The 19,618-nt window shown below is 35.1% G+C and carries 15 protein-coding genes; 7 read left to right on the top strand and 8 right to left on the bottom strand.

From position 1 onward, the window contains the following. Positions 1–13: 13 nt before the first annotated feature. The 7 genes from AQF98_RS08250 to AQF98_RS08280 all read right to left on the bottom strand — a co-directional run bounded on the left by AQF98_RS08250 (position 14) and on the right by AQF98_RS08280 (position 10,524). Positions 14–2,182 carry a S9 family peptidase gene (locus AQF98_RS08250; protein WP_055131465.1) on the bottom strand — a complete coding sequence of 723 codons (2,169 nt, stop codon included), beginning with the start codon at positions 2,180–2,182 and terminating at the stop codon, positions 14–16. 7 nt (positions 2,183–2,189) lie between these two features. Then, entirely contained in the window at positions 2,190–4,055 is a 1,866-nt protein-coding gene (locus AQF98_RS08255) for an LTA synthase family protein (protein WP_055131466.1), read from the bottom strand. Positions 4,056–4,119: 64 nt separating this feature from the next. Next, positions 4,120–4,797, bottom strand: a complete 678-nt coding sequence (locus AQF98_RS08260; RefSeq protein ID WP_055131467.1) for a hypothetical protein — start codon at positions 4,795–4,797, stop codon at positions 4,120–4,122. 22 nt (positions 4,798–4,819) lie between these two features. Further along, complete coding sequence (locus AQF98_RS08265) at positions 4,820–5,599, bottom strand: enoyl-CoA hydratase/isomerase family protein (RefSeq protein WP_055132092.1); 780 nt, start codon at positions 5,597–5,599, stop codon at positions 4,820–4,822. Between the two features lie 8 nt (positions 5,600–5,607). Then, positions 5,608–7,695: a ComEC/Rec2 family competence protein gene (locus AQF98_RS08270; protein WP_055131468.1), complete on the bottom strand. Its 2,088-nt coding sequence runs from the start codon at positions 7,693–7,695 to the stop codon at positions 5,608–5,610. Beyond that, complete coding sequence (locus AQF98_RS08275) at positions 7,692–9,710, bottom strand: helix-hairpin-helix domain-containing protein (RefSeq protein WP_235524199.1); 2,019 nt, start codon at positions 9,708–9,710, stop codon at positions 7,692–7,694. Before AQF98_RS08275 ends, AQF98_RS08270 begins: the two co-directional genes overlap by 4 nt. A 7-nt stretch (positions 9,711–9,717) precedes the next feature. Next, a complete protein-coding gene (locus tag AQF98_RS08280; protein ID WP_055131470.1) occupies positions 9,718–10,524 on the bottom strand; it encodes a hypothetical protein in 807 nt (268 codons plus the stop codon). A gap of 390 nt (positions 10,525–10,914) precedes the next feature. Between AQF98_RS08280 and AQF98_RS08285 the strand changes: the two genes are divergently transcribed. The 6 genes from AQF98_RS08285 to AQF98_RS08310 all read left to right on the top strand — a co-directional run bounded on the left by AQF98_RS08285 (position 10,915) and on the right by AQF98_RS08310 (position 17,586). Beyond that, a complete protein-coding gene (locus AQF98_RS08285) occupies positions 10,915–11,604 on the top strand; it encodes a DUF4397 domain-containing protein (protein ID WP_161805856.1) in 690 nt (229 codons plus the stop codon). Positions 11,605–11,700: 96 nt separating this feature from the next. Continuing rightward, positions 11,701–12,501, top strand: coding sequence for a HipA family kinase (locus tag AQF98_RS08290; protein WP_055132093.1), 801 nt, complete (start codon positions 11,701–11,703; stop codon positions 12,499–12,501). Beyond that, positions 12,479–12,862, top strand: a complete 384-nt coding sequence (locus tag AQF98_RS08295) for a DUF3037 domain-containing protein (protein WP_055131472.1) — start codon at positions 12,479–12,481, stop codon at positions 12,860–12,862. The genes AQF98_RS08290 and AQF98_RS08295 overlap by 23 nt, the downstream gene beginning before the upstream one ends. A gap of 131 nt (positions 12,863–12,993) precedes the next feature. After that, entirely contained in the window at positions 12,994–13,572 is a 579-nt protein-coding gene (locus AQF98_RS08300) for an RNA polymerase sigma factor (protein WP_055131473.1), read from the top strand. Positions 13,573–13,653: 81 nt separating this feature from the next. Next, positions 13,654–14,631 carry a FecR family protein gene (locus tag AQF98_RS08305; RefSeq protein WP_055131474.1) on the top strand — a complete coding sequence of 326 codons (978 nt, stop codon included), beginning with the start codon at positions 13,654–13,656 and terminating at the stop codon, positions 14,629–14,631. A gap of 165 nt (positions 14,632–14,796) precedes the next feature. Continuing rightward, entirely contained in the window at positions 14,797–17,586 is a 2,790-nt protein-coding gene (locus AQF98_RS08310; protein ID WP_055131475.1) for a TonB-dependent receptor domain-containing protein, read from the top strand. A 38-nt stretch (positions 17,587–17,624) separates the two neighbouring features. Here AQF98_RS08310 and AQF98_RS08315 read toward each other — a convergent pair whose 3' ends face one another. Then, positions 17,625–18,293 (bottom strand): HAD family phosphatase, encoded by a 669-nt coding sequence (locus tag AQF98_RS08315; protein WP_055131476.1) that lies wholly within the window; start codon positions 18,291–18,293, stop codon positions 17,625–17,627. A gap of 225 nt (positions 18,294–18,518) precedes the next feature. On the opposite strand from AQF98_RS08315, the gene AQF98_RS08320 reads away from it, so the two are divergent. Then, entirely contained in the window at positions 18,519–19,580 is a 1,062-nt protein-coding gene (locus AQF98_RS08320) for a patatin-like phospholipase family protein (protein ID WP_055131477.1), read from the top strand. Positions 19,581–19,618 lie beyond the last annotated feature (38 nt).

Genomic DNA, 19,618 nt, shown 5'->3' on the forward strand with positions numbered 1-19,618 from the left:
ACCTTAATAGATCTTATCTAGCTCCCGGAGGACAATTTTCTTTTAAAAATTTGGTGTACACCAAAGATAAATGCTCAGAGGTTCCTTCGCCTTCAAAAATTCCATGTGTGCGGTTAGGGTAACTCATCATCTGGAATACTTTCTTGTTCTTAACCAGCTCATTAATTAACATTTCGGCATTTTGATAATGTACATTGTCATCACCAGTACCATGAATATACAAGAGATTGCCTTTTAAATTTTTAGCATAGGTAATTGGAGAACCTTTTACATAAGCTTCTGTACTTGGGAAAGGAGTACCCATGTAACGTTCTTGGTAAATATTGTCGTAAGTTAATTGGTTAGCAACTGCTGCTACGGCAATGCCTGTAGAATAGATTTCTGGATATTGGAACAATAGGTTTAAGGTAGAGGAACCGCCACCACTCCAACCATGAACAGCAACACGATCTTTGTCCATAAATGAATAAGTGGCCAATAATTTTTTGGTTGCCATTGCTTGGTCTCTAATGTTAATGATCCCAATATTTTTATAAATGCTTTTTCTCCAAGCAGCACCTTTAGGAACTGGGGCGCCACGATTATCCATAGAAATATAGATATAGCCATCTTTAGCCATATCGCCAGCATATAATCCATTTCTGCCAGCACCCCAAACATCTGCAGCAGTTTGAGAAGCAGGCTCGCCATATACATAGAATACAACTGGGTACTTTTTGTTTGGATTAAAATTATCAGGTTTTTTCATCCAACCATCCATCTCTACACCATCTTCAGTTGTTACTTTAAAAAACTCAACCTTATTTTTTGGTTGTTGCTGTTTAGCCATTTGGCTGGTAATGCTACCATCCATGGTTAATGGATTGTTTGTGGTAAAGTTCATCCACTCTGTTACTGGAGAAACCGTAGAACTGTTATAGCTGTGACGGGCAAATAAGCCATTTGGAGATATGGAATAACTGTGTGTGCCTGGCAAAACAGAAGGAGTAACCATTTCTAGTTTTCCTCTGCCATCTAATTTAGTTTTATACAGATATTTTTGAGTAGCATTGGTAGGAGAGGCCATAAAATAAACCAGGTTATTTTTCTCGTCAATTAAGTTTACACTAATTACATCGTAATTGCCTTTGGTAATCAATGTTTCTTTCTTGCCATCTCTGCTAATACGATACAAGTGTGTATAGCCATCTTTTTCGGTTTGCCAAACAAATTCTTTATTGCCATTTAACCAAACCCAACCATCAGTTGCATCTATCCAAGCTTTATCATTTTCTTTATAGATCTCTGTAATTCCACCAGTAGCAGCATTGGCAATAAATACCTTACTTTCGTTTTGCTCACGGTTCAATTGCTGTAAAATCACTTCATTTGTGTTCGGGATCCATTCCATACGAGGGATGTAATGTTGAATATTATCTCCAGGCACGGCTAACCAATTGGTTTTAGCAGTTTCAATGTCTACTACGCCAATTTTACAGGCCGAAGGGTTCTGTCCAACTTTTGGATATTCTACAGGAACATTAAAAGAATAGATCGAATCTGTATTATTGATCATTAGAAAGTTTCTGATTTTAGTGGCATCTATTTGCCAATAGGCGATAGACTTGCTATCAGGGCTCCATCTAAAACCATCTAAACAGTTAAATTCTTCTTCATAAACCCAATCGAAAGTTCCGTTGATCATTCTTAAAGTTCCATCGGTGGTTAATGCTTTAATTGCGCCACTGGCCAAATCTTCTACATAAATATTGTGTTCACTTACATACGCTACTTTCGAACCATCAGGCGAAAACTTGGCAAACATTAAAGAAGATTCGGGCCTGCCTTTGCCAATTTGAGTTAATTTATTGTTTGTAATGTCTGCTACCCAATAATCGCCACGGCTATCTTGACGCCAAACACGTTTGGTATTGGTGTAGATCAAAGCTTTTGTACCATCATCAGTTAATTGAAAGCTTCGAACTGATAGTGGTGTGGTTCTATTGGCTGGCGTAAGCTGCTCTCTACTAATAATTGTTTTTCGCTCGCTTTTTGGAAGCGTAATGGTTACAATTTCACCACCAGCATTCAGGTAATAGCTGCTGCCATCTTTGGTCCAGTTAACACCGCCTCTTTGGGCTTTTACAATAGGGCCAAGTAAAGCAATGAATGCAATAACCAGGCATAGTTTATTGATTTTCATATGTAAGTTATAGTTTTATAAATTGTTGATATACAGATTGTAAATAAGATTGACCAAGCTTTAAGTTATTGTCTGTTTGCAGTTTGTCTTTTGGATTACTATTGTACAAAATATTTTTACCAATATTATCAAATGTAACAGAATGTTTGTCATAAATAAAACCTAAACCATTGTCCCAGCTAAAAAATGCAAAATGCTGAGTATAAGGGTTAAGTAGGTTTTTACTCCATAAAAAATCTTTGGCTGGTATATTTAATTGATTTAATAAAGTTGCAGCTATATCTTGCTGGCTACCTGTGTTGCTGAGTTTTTTTCCTTTAAACTCTTCTTTAATTACATCTCCATAAAATAAAAGAGGGATATGGTAACGGCGAGGTTCAAAAACTTCACTATTATTTTTAGGTAAAATATGGCCGTGATCTGCCACAAAAATGAATAATGTGTTTTTGTACCAATTTTGTTTTTTTGCAGTGTTGAGGTATGCATTTATACACGAATCTGTATAATAAGCTGTACTCTTAAATTTCTCCACATTGTTTCTGGTGCCAAACTTCGACCTTACGGGTAATTCAAATGGCTCATGATTGGTTAAAGATAAGATTGTAGAGAAAAATGGTTGTTTGGTTTGGTTAAGCGACTCGAGTTGTTTCGTAAATACTAATCCATCATAAGCCCCCCATTTTGAATTCATGTCTTTTGGATCAAAACTATTTTTGTCTACTAGTTTTTGATAGCCATGACTTAAAATGAACGCTTTATAGTTATCGAACTCTGATTCGCCACCATAAAAGAAAGAAGTTTGATAACTATTTTGAACTAGCTTTTGACTAATAGCTGGTATTTTTTGCATCTTTTCAGGCCATTTAACAATGCTTCCTGTGCCTAGTGTGGGAAATCCGGTTAAGGTACCAATTAGGCCCTTATCGGTACGGTTCCCTGCCGAATAGATCTCGCTGAAAAGTAAACCTTGGTTAATTAAACTATCAAATTTTGGGGTAATGCCATTTTCATTTCCCAAAGTTTTGGTAAGGTCTGCTGTAAAACTCTCTAGAATGAAGATGACAACATTAGGTCTTTGTACTTTTAAAATAGAAACAGTAGTATCTTTTTGAACATGATACAGTTGAGCCACTTCTTGATCAGCAGTAGTCTGTTTAAAATAAATATAGGGGTTGTGATTTGTTTTTTTGGAGGCCAAAATACTCGACATTAAATTCCATTCTGTATTTAATGAGGCATGGTTTAACAATTGATGTTTTGAAAAATAGGCCATACTTTGGCTATTTGGCGCAACATCAACACCACCCCTGATCAATAAAAAATTGAAACCAATTAATAAGATGGCAACAATAGCTTTTAACCAAATTGGCGATTTAACAAAGGTGATTTTGTTTTTAATGATTAAAAAATTGAGATAAAGACCAATGCATAAAAGGATAGCCAGTATACCTAAACTCAGTAAAATAGGAGAGGAAGCACTGGAAGCTAATGCTTCATTTGGTGTATCTATGGCAAAAGAAAAAGCCTTGGCGTTTAGTTTACTACCCCATTCTCTATAAATATTGAAATTTACAACAGAAAAAATGCTGAAAAGAACAATCAAGATTTTGTTGTAAATGGCTACCCATTTAAAGTTAATCGTAGTTTTTTTAGTAAAATACCAGAAAATAAATGGCAATAGCGGAATAACAGCAAGATAGGCCGTCATGGAAAGATCTAACCTTAAAGCATGATAAAAAGTAGATAACCTTTCAGTAAAAGGAATAGCTCTTAATTTTTGGTGAAAGATGGCTAAGAAAATAAATCGATCTATGGCGAAGAACAATAGCCAGAACAGAAAAAAACGGACAAAAAAAATCAGGCTTTTAATCATTAGCGCAATTTAATAATTTTGCTAAAATAAAAGCCTGATTTCGGATAAGGTTATTTAAGAGGGCTTATTCGCCACCACCTTGCATAGCCATGATTTCTTCCATTGTTTTGATCTCATATCCTTTAGGAACATCTAAATTGAAAGGGCCTGTTTTTTCTTCAGTAACACCTTTTAAGGTTAAAATAGTTTTAAGACCATTCTGAAAAACTGTATATTTTACCAATGAACCTTTTACATCTTTAAAATCTTCACCAGAAAAACCAGCTGGCAATTCAATGTCATTTGTGGCCCAAAGTTCGTAAGTGGCACCTTTGTCATCTTTGTAGGTGTATTTTTCAGTGTTGTAGGTACCAATCATCTGTTTTTCGCCAGTAGCTTTAAAGTCGCTGAATTTTGGAGAAGTAGCTCTAGCTTTTTCATATTCAGCTTTTCCTTGTTTAACTGCAAATTGCATTTGAGCAACAGGAACATCAATCAGTACCAAGCCATTGTTGGTTACAAAATCAGAGAAAATAGTAATGGTTGCTGGACCTTGTTCTATTACCATTTTAGTAAGGTTTCCACTGAATTTTACTTTGGTTTCTGTAGGTAAACTCGCCGCCATAGGCTCTTGTTCAGGAGTTAATGCATATTCCGTTTTATAAGTTAGAGTGCCCTCTGTAATTTTCTTTTGCGCATGTGCTACAATTGCTGTGCTAATTAAAATTGCGGCTAAGACGCCAGTTTTCAAAGATTTAAACATAATATTAGTTTTAGAATTTAATTTACCAATTAATTTTTTCTTTATTTAAAAAAGAAGCTACTCCTTTTTTAAAATCCTCACTTTCCCTCACTTTTGCGTTGATTGTTATGGCCATTTCTAAACTTTTTTCTAACCAAGGATTGGTAGTTTGGTTAATCAATTGTTTAGTTACCATTAACGCATTTGCGGAACTGTTGTTACACAAATCTACTGCAAAATCATTTACCTTTTGATCAATATCTTGCTTTTTTGTTACAAAGGAAATCAAATTATAGGCCAAAGCTTGTTCAGCAGAAAATAGCTCACCAGTAAGTAAAATCCTTTTTGCTATCGTTTCACTTGTCTTACGCATTAAAAAGCAAGAAACAATAGCAGGTACAAATCCCAGTTTAACTTCTGTATAGCCAAAATTTGCTTCAGGTACCGCAAAAATAACATCACAAACAGTAGCTAGGCCACATCCACCAGCAATAGCATGACCTTCTATTTGGGCTATCACAATTTTAGGGAGGTAACAAATGGTGGTAAAAAGCTCTTTTAGATTATTAGAATCAGCAAGATTTTCTTCAAAGCTGTTCTGTTGCAATTGTTGTAAATAGGCCAGATCTGCACCTGCACTAAAAGTATTTCCATTGGCTTTTAATACAATTACTTTCACCTCGTCATCTTCGGCAGCTTTACGCAAACTTGCCGAAAGTAGCGCAACCAATTCTGGATTTAAGGCATTACGCTTATCGACCCGGTTTAATGTAATGTTGGCAATTCTATCTTTAACACGATATAAAACTAGTTCTTCGGCCATATTATTCATTATTTAAGGTGCACCAAATATGAATTATTTTTCTTTAAGATATGATATTGAACTTTAATTTTATTTGCCTCGGTTTTATATTTCTGAATCTGATCATCTTTATTACTGGCATCTATTACCAAAGAGTTGAACAATACTTCTTGTCGCAAAGTGTTGATTAGTTTTTTAGGATTTTGATGGAGCCATATGGTTTCATATTGTGGAAGGTTAGCTATTGATCTATAGTTTAAACGTTGGTCGAGCAATAAAATTCGATAGCCATAAAACGAAAGTTGATGCTCTTTTTTGACGAATGCATTAATGATGGTATCCTGTTCCCAATTTATAAAATGAATTTTTGTAAGCTGCATTTGATCTAATGCGGGTTTGATAAAGAAATTAAAGTTTTTATCATTTTTGGATAGATTGGTTACTAAAACTACCTCATTGGCATTGATAAAAGCTGTTGCATAATTTTTACGGAGACTGAAGAACAAGATCTTTCTTTGGTTTAATGCTGAAACCTTATCGTAAAATGCACTGGACTGAAAAATTAAGAGACAAACTAACGACAAGATGAACAAGCCTTTTCGTTTTTTAACCAAGGCATATGTAAAAATCGTTAAAGTAAAACTCAATAAGATTAACTGTCCTTGATTTAACCAAATGGAAGTGATACCCGAAAAGGGCAGTTCAGCCATCCATCTTAAACCATTATTGGTAAAAGTGATGATCCATTCAAACAAAGGGGCTAAAAAATAGAACTTTAAGACTAAGATCATAATCCCTAAATACATCATTGCTGTTAAAGGCAATAAGATAAAAAGGTTGCTAAAGATAAAATACAAAGGAAATTGATGGAAATAGTAGATACTTAGCGGAAAGGTGGCAATTTGTGCTGCTAAACTCAAAGCTACAGTAGACCATAATTTATCTAGCCATTTGTTTTTGATGTACAGCCATTTATAGATTTTTGGCTGGAGGTAAATCAATCCAATCACTGCTAAAAAAGAGAGCTGGAACCCCACATCCCAAATCAGAAAGGGGTTGTAAACGAGGAGACAAAAAGCAGTAAAAGCTAATATGTTATAGTTATTGCTACTTCTGTTAAATGTTTTTGCAAAAATATAAACACTCAGCATGATCGCCGATCTTAAAACTGAAGGGGAGAAGCCAGTTAAAAGTGCATAATACCAAATTAAGGTACAAATGAATAGCAGTTTGATTATTCTTAATGTTCTTTTACCATTTAAAAAGAATAAAGCCCAGTTTAAGAAAATGTAAATGATACCCACATGCATTCCTGATACAGAAAGTGCATGTATGGTGCCGGTTTTACTATAAGCGGCCAATGTTTCTTGACTTAAATCTGCCCGGTAACCTAAAATTAATGTCGAGGCCACCGCAAACGCCTCATTGTTGTGAATTAACTTTCTGTAAATAGCCACTTGCCGTTGTCTAACTTCAATTGCATATTTGATAAGTTTGTTTCCATTAGTACTGTTTAACTTAATGATATGGCTTTGCTTGATAAAAGTTTGATGGTAGATGTTTTTTGCTGCCAACCATGCTTTGAAGTTAAATTCGGCAGGGTTATAGGGTGGTTCTACTGGTAAGTTTTCGGAAACGATCATGAGTTCATCGCCATAATTAAGCTCAATTGGATTTAAAGTGTCAAGTTTTAAGGCAATTAAGAGCTTTCCTTTTACTGCTTTAGCCTGCTGGCTTACAAAAGCTTTGGTTACTACCACTTCAAATCTTAAAATATCATTCGTTTGTTGTGGTTCGCTGTTTACATACGATTTAAGATAACTGGATGTGTAATTGCTGTAGTAATCAGGCCTTAAAGACTGTTTATTGAATAAACAAATTAACCCACCTAAAAAGAAACAAAACATATAAATAAGCAAGCCAATTCTATCTTTAAAATGGTAGGCTTTTATGTGTTTATACAAGATATTAATGATAAGTAGGCAAGTAAAGAGTAATAGGCAAATGAAGAGGGTTGGGGCGATTAACTTTTTGCTTTCAATAGGATAGGCACAAATGATCCCTGCAATAAAGGGCAGTACTATTCTTACAAAAACAATTTCAGATCTAAATGTCAAAATTGAAAGCGTAACTGGAGTTTAACATCTGTTTTTTGATTGCCATTGATTTCATCTAAACCAGAACCCACAGTTGCTACATTTTGATATAGAAATAAAGCATATCGGACCCAAATGTCAATTTTCTTTGCAAGCTTGTATTTTAGATTTGCATAAGTTCTCCAACCTTTTCCACTATACATTCCAAAACTGAAATTGTACAATACATCATCTTCGTAAGCATAAATTCTGCTATTAAAAGAAGGGGTATTGAAATAAGCAAACCTAAGGTTCCCCGAAAGTTTAGCAAGCTTTGGTACATAGCTGATATCTTGATAAATCAAATAACCAAATTCTGCTCGAGCTGTTCCTTTTTGAAACTGGACTACCTCTAACCTGTTCTGAAAACTAAATGATTTGTGCAACTTCCAATTTACATCAGCTCTGTACGATTCTTTTTTTACAAAATCTAAATAGTTTATCGGTGTTTCCAGTTCTGTGTTTTGTTGCTTTAGCTCTGATTTATATCTCAATAATGCTTTGAATGTTTTCGTAGGCGTATAAGTAGCTTGAGCCAAAATTTGATATCCATTTGATGGCGCATCAATCCTAAACTTTAACCAAGGAAAAACAAAATGATCAACATATAATGAGAAATTTAAAGCCTTTGTTGGTGTGAAATTTATGCCTGTATAGAAACCCTTTTCATTGGTAGCTCCACTACTCTCTGCTGGAGCTTGGTTAAAAAAGTTATGATAATTTCTACTATAATTTCTGTAGAGCACTGCTATCGATAGTTTTGAGGAAAGACTGATTAAAGCGCCATTTAGATAAGCCCAGCCTGCATTAATGGCATTACTGCCTTCGCCAAATAAGTAAATGTTACGAAAACTATAACCATAATGAACACCCCAATTGCTGAGCTCATTTCCGGTAAAATTATAGTTCCTATATAATTGATTACCTGCAATAAATTGATGGCTAAATCGGGTATGGTAAGCTACTGCTCCAATGTTTAAACCATTTTTCTGATATTGAATGGCCCCACCATATAATTGCTGAGTAATGTTATTTTTATGAGCAATTTCTGTTGTTGTTCTATGAAACCCAGTTTCATTGAGGTTACTTAAAATGGCTGTTCCCTGCTCATTTGAGCTTAAGCTTGCATCAAGTTTTCTAAAAGATACAAAAGGAGTAAAATCTATGGTTTTAGAAAGGGAAACTGTGGTTGCTAATCCTCTAAAAAATGAATATTCATTGCTTGATGTATATGCCCTCAAGCCAATGTCATTTTTAACAATGCTAGCTACATCAGGCGATTTGCCAAATGAAAAGCCAGACCATAATGTTAAACCCTGACCAAACTGTAGTGTGTAATCACCCAACACAATTTTCTTAAATCTACCTGTTTGATAAATTGCAATATGTGCAGATTGATAATCGATAGGAATGGGCCTTGTGCTACTGTTAAATTTTTCTCCAGCATCTTTCTCTAAAATTAAAGAGGCCGAAACCCGATGAACATAGTTGTATTTATATCGCCATAAAAGTCTTTCTGGAGTGCCTAGGTATTTGTTTCCTGGTAAGTCTGTATATCCCTTAGCCTTTTCTAATACCCTTCCTAATCTTAAAACCAAATCATGATCACCCAATTTATAAAGATTATAAAAGGTAATTTGATTAACCAGATCAGAAGAATTAACGGTTACAAAGGGAATTAATCTTTGTATAGTTTCAATATCAAAACCAGATATGCTTTGTAGTTCGAGTACGTCTATCAATTTACCATTGGTTTTAAGGTGTGCAAAAAGGTTGTTGATTTGTAGGGGAGATAGAAAGAACAGACTTTTGAGTTCTTCAATGGTTGTTTTGTTTAAATTGATAGGATGTTTTTTGTAAAATGTAAGTCTATCCTGTAGCTCAGAAAGATCCTGGTCTTCAGTTAAATTCTCAGCAATGTTTTCAATAAGGTCTCTGATAAATGTATCTTCTTGTGTTTGTGCGTTAGTTGTCAAACAGATAACGAGGCATATCATTGTCAATTTAAAACGCATAAGCTAAAGAAATTTGTGGTGAATAACCTAAGTATGGATCACTTTCAATTGCGGTATCAACGGTCAGTTTTTTAAAGACGAAACCTATACCTGCATAATGTTTAAAAGGTTTAAGGCTTAAGCCCCCTCTTAAACTTATTAGTGGCATAATTTGGTAATCGATACCTAATGCAACATCAATTGCTGTATGTATGCTTTTGCTAATGGTGCTTGCAAGCACCACTTTATTGGTTGCCAGATAAGTTGCACCAATATGAAATGTGGTTGGAATATCAATTTCAATGGTAGTGTTGTTATATTTTTGTAATGCAGGATTGTTGAAGTATAAGCCTAAAATGAGCTGTTGGTTGAGATGATACATGGCGCCAACATCTACTGAGAAACTAGCTGTTTGGCCATAATTGCTAATCTTGAGCTGATGATAATTTGCTTTTATACCTATTGAAAGGCTGTTTCCAAACTTTTTAGCATAGGCAAAACCTGCTTTTATTTCATGATATTCTGTAATGCCATAACGTTGAAAACCCAGGCCCAGATAGTTGTTTTGGATGGGTACAATCAAGGCTACTGCTTGTTTGCTTAACTGTTTGTCGAAAAAATAATTAGCGTAGTTTAAAGCAAGGGTAGGAGATTGGATAGCGGTAATGCCAGCTGTATTTGCCATTATGCTCCAAACGTCTGTTATTGCAGCACCATTGTTTCCCATAGCCGCCATTTTTGGACCAAGGATATTTTGCGCAGAGACCAAACTGACACTATAAAAGAGGATCAATTGAAAAATAATTATTTTGTTCATAGGTTTAGGTAAACCCAATTTAACAAAATATTATTTAGAATTTTATATATTAAGAGAATATAATTTTAAAATTATTAATATTGCATAATATAATTCTTTATTGATTAACTTTTTTAACTCGTATTTTATTGAAATTTCTCTAATTGGTTTAATTTATTTAGCAATGATTAATTTATTTAGATGAGAAGAATAATTACTCAGTTGTAAGGGAATTGCATCAAATCATCACATATTAATTTTAAACTTTTAATTTATTCGAATAATGGATAGGAGTTTAAAGGCCATCAAACCAATTGATCTTTCTTTTAAAATCTCTAATTAAAATGCTAATTTAGCCATTGAAATGGCTTGATTTTTGCTGTTTTTTAACCACATAAAATGAAAACTAATATGAAAACTTTACTAAAAACTCGAACCAGGCTTTTGCTCTTGCTGTCGGTATCCTTATTGACCTTATACTCTTGTAAAAAAATTAAACAAGAAGAACCTGTTTTGGGCGATACCAAGATTAGGGTGGTAAATACTGTTGTAGGATCAACCCCACAAGATGTTTATCAAAATGAGACCAAAGTATCTACAACTTCAGTGGGTTATGGTCAAAATACTGACTATTTAACTATTCAAGGAGGAAAAAGCAGCACCATAGCGCTTAAAAATGAAGGTACACAGACCATAAGTTTTTCTTCAGTTGCTTCACCTTATGCAAATGTATCTTATACCATATTTTATTATACCAATCCGAATGGTTTTGGCGCATTTGCTGGCTTTATAGACGAAAATTTAGCAGTTCCAACCGGAAAAATAAAAGTTCGATTTATGAACTTAGGCTCTGTATTGAGTAATAATATCAATATTTCTGTAACAGATGGTGGTGGTCCAGTAACAAGTGGTTTGGCTTATGGTTACCTCTCTGCTTATAATACGGTTGACCCTACATCAAGCTTAACTGTAAATGTAATTGGTTCAACAGATACTAAAGTTATTCCTGCCTCAACATTTCAAGCAGGTAAAATCTATACCATTTGGTTTGATGCTATAACCCCTACAACTGTGAACTACCATGTTGTAGCACAAAATTAAAGCTCATTAAGATGAAAGAAAAGCATTACCTCTGGTGATGCTTTTTTTATGGGTAATACTTATCCATTTTACTATTTTTACAACCTTAAACTTCATATGGCTACAACTATTCATCAATTGCAATTAAGAACAGTTAATGTTACTCGTTATGTTACGCCACTGCGTGAAGGTGGTTCAATGCCTGCCATAGCAGAAGCTGATGATGGGTTTTTATATGTCCTCAAATTTAGAGGTGCAGGCCAAGGTCATAAAGCATTAATCTCAGAGATTATTGGAGGAGAACTGGCAAGGGCACTAGGCTTAAAAGTACCTGAGTTGGTTTTTGCACAATTGGACGAAGCTTTTGGTAGAACAGAACCCGATGAAGAAATCCAAGATCTACTTAAGGCAAGTGTAGGTTTAAATTTGGCATTACATTATTTATCCGGAGCGATTACTTATGATCCGACCGTAACGAAAATAGATCCTTTATTGGCTTCTAAAATAGTTTGGCTAGATTGTTTGCTAACCAATATGGATCGTACTGCTCGTAATACCAATATGTTATTGTGGCACAAAGAGCTGTGGCTGATAGATCATGGAGCTTCGCTTTATTTTCACCATTCGTGGCAAAACTGGGAAGAGCAGGCCAAACGCCCTTTTACCTTAGTTAAAGATCATGTATTGTTACCTCAGGCCACTGAATTGGAAATTGTAGATGCTATGTTTAAGCCTATTTTAACACCAACATTAATTGAATCAATACTATCACTAATACCAGACGAATGGTTAAATGATGATATTTTTCAAAGTAGTGAAGCACAAAGGGCAGCTTATGCCACATTTTTAAATACCCGGATTATCAATGCGAATATTTTTGTAAAAGAAGCCCAAGATGCAAGAGAGACACTTATTTGAGTATGCGGTAATTCGAGTTGTGCCTAGGGTAGAACGAGAAGAGTTTATCAATGTTGGCGTAATTCTTTATTGTGCCAAACAAAAATACCTGAATGTTGCTTTTGAAGTGAATGAAGAACGATTAAAGGCATTTAATTGTGAATTAGAACCTTCTGTTATTGCAGCAAACCTGATGGCAATTGCCAAAATTTGCGAGGGAGAGCGTGGTTCTGGTCCAATTGGAAAATTAGATATTGCCTCACGTTTCAGATGGCTTACTGCAACCAGAAGTACAGTAGTACAGGCTTCAAAGGTTCATCCCGGTTTTTGCATCGATGCTGAAGAAACCTTACAAAAACTATATCAAGAATTGGTGCTTTAATTATTTATTTGGTCGACATGCAACATTTGAAGTATATGCTTTGTCATTATAAGATTGGTTTTTCTTTTTTAATGTAATAGATTGTACCATTCAAACCATAAACAGATATCCAATACTTGTAGTAAGTACAGATGACGACATTAAATATTTTAACAGACGATCAATTAATAGAACTGCTCAAGAAAGATGATCGTTCGGCATTTACCGAAATATATAACCGGTATGCTAAAAGTTTAACAAGTTTTGCAGTGTCTAACTATAAATTATTTGATTTAACTGATGCCAGTGATGTTTTACACGATCTGTTTACATGGTTGTGGACCGAACGTAGGAAAATAGAAATTACCGGCAGTCTTAAAAATTACCTCTTTACGGCCATACGTAACCGTATTATTGATCATATCCGTAAAAATAGTAGCAAACAACGTTATGCTGCTTTCTTGCAGGCATTAGAAGAAAGTTATGCGCATAGTGCATTACAACATTTGGAAGCAAAAGATCTGCAACAATTTCTGGAAAATTCTTTAGCGCAACTTTCGCCCAGAGTTCAAGAAATTTATAACCTGAGTAGAAAAGAGCATTTAAGCATCAAGGAAATAGCCGAAAGATTAGCTATTTCTGAGCAAACCGTTAAAAACCAATTGACTGCTGCACTTAACTATTTAAAAAAATCACTTCCATTGCTTACTTTTCTTTTGATGCGCTTTTAGGCATTTAAAAATAGTTTAACTTTTTTTCATTTATTTATAGTACCTAACGTAGTTTGATACGCTTATGTAAAAAAGGCATAAATGAGTGGTATAGATATAAATAAATTACTTGATAGATATATAAATGGCAACGCCTCTGCTTTTGAACAAGAAGTAGTTGAAAATTGGCTATTAACTCAAGATCAAGAACCATCTGCATGGGAGCAGATGGATGAAAACAGCCAAAAAAAATGGTTAAAAACCGTGTTTGAAAGAATTGAAACTACTTTGGATGAAAAAAAGGTAGTTCAACTTTCGCCGCCAAAAAAATGGTGGAAAAACATGGTTGCCGTTGCCGCAATAATTACTGCATTTCTAGTCATATTTAGTGTTTGGCCTTATCTGGCTCAAGAGTTTGCTGGCCCTAACTTGGTGAGTTTAAAAATGCCTGAGCATACAAAACAACAAATTACCTTAAGCGATGGGAGCAGGGTATGGATCAATGCAGGGTCTGAATTAAAATATAGCTCAGAATTTAGTGGCAGTACCAGGGAAGTGTACCTCAATGGGGAAGCTTATTTTGACATTAAGAAAGACCCTAAGCGACCTTTTATTGTACATACTGGCAAATTAACTACCACCGTACTAGGTACAGCATTTAATATTAAAACAGATCCCAAAAATAATCAGATTAAGGTAACGGTAACCAGAGGTAAGGTTAAAGTAAGTAAGGGCAAACAAACATTAGGCTTGCTTATCCCAAATCAACAAATTGTTTACAATACAACCAGTCAAACGTATCAACAATATAAAGTTGATGCCATTAAATCGATCAACTGGCTGCCTAGCGATCTATTTTTTGACAATGCCACCTTTGGCGAGGCTGCAAAAATACTGGGTGAAAGATTTAATGTTAAAATTGAATTTGCCAATGAACAAATTAAAAATTGTCGTTTTTCTGGTACGGCCATGGCAAACCGAGAAATAGAAGACATTCTTGAGGTCATCTGTAAGTTTAACAACTCAACTTATAAAAGGGAAAGAAATACAATTACAATTTTTGGCAATGGCTGCAACTAGTCATTTAAATTATACTATGGAGCATAAATAATCAATCAATAAAGAATTTACCCTGCAAGGCAGTAAAATTCAAAAACTGTGAACCGACGGCAATCGATCCACAGTATTCTTGGTTGCACCAAGAGTGTTTTAAATCATTTGGAAATCAATAAAACTTTTAAAATTATGAAAATTTCTGCAAAACAGCAGGACAGCGAAGAATTATATGCCCTTACTTCTAATTCTTTTACACCTTTTATTTGGCAACTCATGCGTATTAGCTTGTTATCTATATTTCTCTTATTCATTAGCTTCCAATTGCTCATGGCCTTAAATGTTAAAGGTCAAGTAATGGGTACAAGTCAAGTTACAATTGGGCTAAATAAAGAACCCTTTATGGTTGCCATAAAGGAGATAGAAAAACAGACCAAGTTCCGTTTCTTTTATAGAAAAGCAGATGTAGAGGAGCTCAAACAATTGAACCTATCAACAGCGAATAGATCTGTAGAACAGACTTTATATGAATTGCTTAAAAATACAGCGTTTACGTATAAACAAATTGACTTGAACATTTTGATCGAACGCAAAAAAGAATCTCCCAGGCAAGAACGTAAAATCTCGGGGAAAATCTATATTGAAAATACACAGACGCCAATTGCTTACGCAGTAGTAGAGTTGTTAAAAAGTAGCGATTCGACACTTGTGGCACATAGCTATACAGATACTGCTGGGAGTTACCATATTTTGGCCAATTCTAATTCAAGTTTGTTGTTAAGAGTTTCAGGCTTGGGTTATCAATCTTACACTACAAAGATTGAGCAAGGAGAAGAATCAGTAGAAGTTCCTAAAATCTATTTAAAAGTAGCCATTCACCAATTAAAAGAAATTGCAGTTTCTGGAAACAGACCTTTAATTCAGCGAAAATCAGATCGATTTGTGGTAAACGTAGCAAACAGTAGCCTTAGCGTTAACAATACGGTTTGGGATGTATTGAAGCAGGTGCCTCTGGTTAATGCCGATGATAATGGGGCACTGTCTATCACTGCCAAACAGGGTGCGGTGGTATATATCAATGGACGTAAGTCTAATCTTACCGGTCAAGCCCTGTTCAATTACCTTAAAAGCTTACCGAGTACTACCCTGAGCGATATTGAAATTGTAACCTCACCGGGCAGCGAATTTGATGCTTCAGGTAATGCAGGGATTTTGAATATTATTTTCAAAAAACGGGAAAGCGACGGTTACCAAGGCTCTTTCTCGCTAACCGATAGACAGGCGAATTATAATTCGCAAGTAGCAAGCGCTGCATTTAATTACCGTAAGTCAAAGCTGGGCGTTAATCTAACACCTTATTATAATCGCGACCGTAAATGGATTACAGAAAGGCATGATGTGGACTTTTTGGGAAGCCAAACCCAGAATATTTTTAACTTTTCTACACTGTACAGGAAAGAATTCAGGAATTTTTATGGAGGCAATTTGGGCATCGAATATAACCTTACACCTCGGCAAACCATTACAGGTAATTTAGACTATAATCCAAACCATCAGACTTTAAATTGGGTAAATAACAGCTTGTATTTAAATAAAACCAACCAAAAATTAGATTCCAGCTTTGTTTTTACCAATGACAGTAAAATTAAAGGGCATTCTTTGGACGGTGGACTTAACTATCAACTGAATTTAGATACATTGGGACAAAGTATTACAGCTAGTGTCGATTATTTTGAATATACCAATAACACGAGCCAGAAAACCTATGCAACGGTAGATGGTACCGGAGAGGTAAGACGTGATGAAATTGCTACTTTGCCACAAAAAATAAAGAACTATACTTTTGCCTTGGATTATAAGCTGCCTATAGGCGCCAATACCAAACTGAAATTGGGAGCAAGGTCTTTTAATACGTCTACCAATAACAACCTTTTTTACAAGGTGGCCAACACTTTTGGAAACTATATTGACGACCAACTACGCAGCACCAGTTATAGGTACGAAGAGCAAATCAATGCCATATATGCAAGTGCTGATGTTACTTTAGGCAAGAATTGGAGCGCCACCACTGGCCTGCGGTTAGAACAGGCGAGCACCAAGGGAAGAGAGTTGATCCAGAATAAAGTGGCAGTAGATAAAGACTATCTGAACCTATTTCCAATGGTGGCCGTTAATTATACGCCTAATGTTGAGCATGCCTTTTCGTTTACACTTTCTAAACGAATTGAGCGTCCTGTTTTTTGGCAGCTGAACAACCTAAGAGTTTATGTTAATCCCACGCAATATGTTGAGGGCAATCCATTTTTACAATCATCCTATATTTTAAAGAACGAGTTTAGTTATACCCTAAAAAGCAAGTATATTTTCCTTTTAAGTTATTCCCACATCACTGATAATTTTTCGCAGTTTGTACTGGCCAATAACAACGATAACATTACCCGTGTAGCATGGCTCAATTATGGTACTGGAAATATAGCCGATTTAACCTTTGTTGCTAATTTGTCTATTGGTAGATTTATTAAATCGTCGGTTACTTTGGCTGGTAGTTATGTAAGTTATAAAGGTAAGGCTGATGAGGAGATTATCGATAATCATGGTTTTATGGGTAATTTTAAGATGAATAACACAGTTGTCATTGCCAAAAAAAGCGGTGTTGATGCCTATGTGAATTTTAGCTACATCACACCAAGGATGTCTGATATTGGCACAGATAGTAAATTCAAATCAAGAAGCAATCTTACTGTAGGTTTCAGAAAAACGGTAAACCAGTTTGTGTTTACACTTTCAGGAGCCGACCTTCTTAAATCTTCGGCCAACATATCAACCGTACGTTCGAGGTATGCCACCGTTTACAACAACAATTATTTCGATGCCAGAAGCATCTCCCTTAACGTGAGGTATAATTTTGGTAACAGCAAATTGAAAAAGAACAAGCCACAAGAGAATGTTGCTCAAGATGTAATTAACCGTACAAGAGGTTAATTCAATTTAAAAAGAAGGTCATTTACTGGCCTTCTTTTTTATGCGAGTAGGTAGTGGGTTGTTAAATGATCTTTGGCTTCCTTAAAATCAAGGAACAACTGATCTGCAAGTAATAAATTTTGATGTTCTGCAGTATTTTGTTGAATGGCAATACAGGTTAAACCAGCAGCTTTGGCCGATTTAATGCCATTGATCGTATCCTCAAATACAATACATTCATCTTTACTTAAGCCCAATTTTTCTACACAAGTATTGTAGCTTTCAGGGTCTGGTTTGCTTTTGCTAACCTCAGTTCTGGTAATGATCAGTTTGAAATAGCTAGCTAATCCATTCCGTTCAAAAATGGCTTCAACATCTTTTCTTGGACTAGAAGTAACCAATGCAAGGATAAGGTTTTTAGCCTGAAAAAAATCAAGCACTTCAATAACATAGGGCATTAAATTAACATCCTTGGTTTTCAAACGTTCTAATGTTAAACGTTCTCTTCTATCTATAAGCTCGTCAAGTGGAGTAGTGATATTGTACTTCTCAATCAAATTTTGAGCATTTTTTGGCAAAGGAATACCTGCATAATTTTTTAGCCAATCTTCGTAGGTTAAAGTTACTCCCGATTCTTCCAAAATTTCGTTCCAACATTCAAAATGGAAAAACTCAGAATCAATTAATGTTCCGTCTAGATCAAATAATAAGGCTTTTAATTTTTTCATCAATTAGGTATTGGCTTTTTCGGTACTGTTCTAAATGTGGTTATTTAAACAAATGTTAAGCCTCCAAGATAAAAATAAGCACTCGTATTTTTGTTGTGATTAACTTAAAAAAGTCGCTAAATCATTCAAAAACATTGATTTTGTTGAAGATATGACTTTGGATAAATATAAACAGCTTGGCAATAAAGGATAAGTAATCTATATTTACCCCAAGCCAAATGTGTTATGAAGAAAATACTTTCTATTGATGGTGGGGGCATAAGGGGGATTATTCCTGGAATGCTGCTCGTAGCTCTTGAAGAAAAACTGAAATTGGAAAGTAAAAATCCGGATGCTGCCATTGTAGATTATTTCGACTTTTTTGCCGGAACAAGTACAGGAGGTATTCTAACATGTTTATTATTATGTCCTTCAGAAGATCATCCAACCAGACCGAAATTTTCGGCCAAAGCTGCTTTAGATCTTTATTTAGAACACGGAAATGAAATCTTTAAAATGAGTTTCCTTAAACGACTGAGAGCAAAATTTGGTTTGGCAGGAGAACGTTACAACAGTCAGATTTTTGAAGGAATTTTAAAAAAGTATTTTGGTAAGACCAAACTTAGCCAATTGATTAAACCCTGTATCATTAGCGCTTATAATATAGAATTACGTAAAACACATTTTTTTAGGCAACAGAATGCAATTACAAGAGGAGAGAGTCGCGATTTTTATATCAAAGATGTATGTAGAGCTACATCGGCAGCGCCAACTTATTTTAGCGTGGCCGAAATCTATTCTTTGGCCAATGTAAGGTATCCATTGTTAGATGGAGGAGTGTTTGCTACCAATCCGGCTTTAAGTGGTTTAATAGAGGTAACCAAAGCCTTTAATCAGACAAAGATCAACGATATTTATTTATATTCTCTAGGCACTGGTAGATCAAGAAGATCTTATGATTATGACCATTTTAAAAAGAGCAGTGCCATGGCCATTGTACCTGCATTGATTGATATTATGATGAGTGGGGTAGCAGAAACCAGTGATTTTTTCTTAGAACAGCTTTTTCATTCTGTTGGTAAAGAACAAAATTATATTCGAATTGAACCAGATAGTTTAGAGAGTATCAAAGAAGGTTTAGATGCGGCAAGTCCTAGCAATATTCAAAAATTGGTGGCGTTGGGCGACCGCACAGTAAGTGAAAATGATGCCTTGTTGAGTCGTATTGCGAAACTTTTGGTAGAAGAGCAATCTCGTTCTACTAGTAAAGCACCATGGGATTTTTTAAAACACACCTTTAATAAATAAGTTACAGAATCAAAAAAAGGACCTACCCATCGATAGAT

The sequence above is a fragment of the Pedobacter sp. Hv1 genome (genome assembly GCF_001412215.1).
Classification (GTDB): domain Bacteria; phylum Bacteroidota; class Bacteroidia; order Sphingobacteriales; family Sphingobacteriaceae; genus Pedobacter.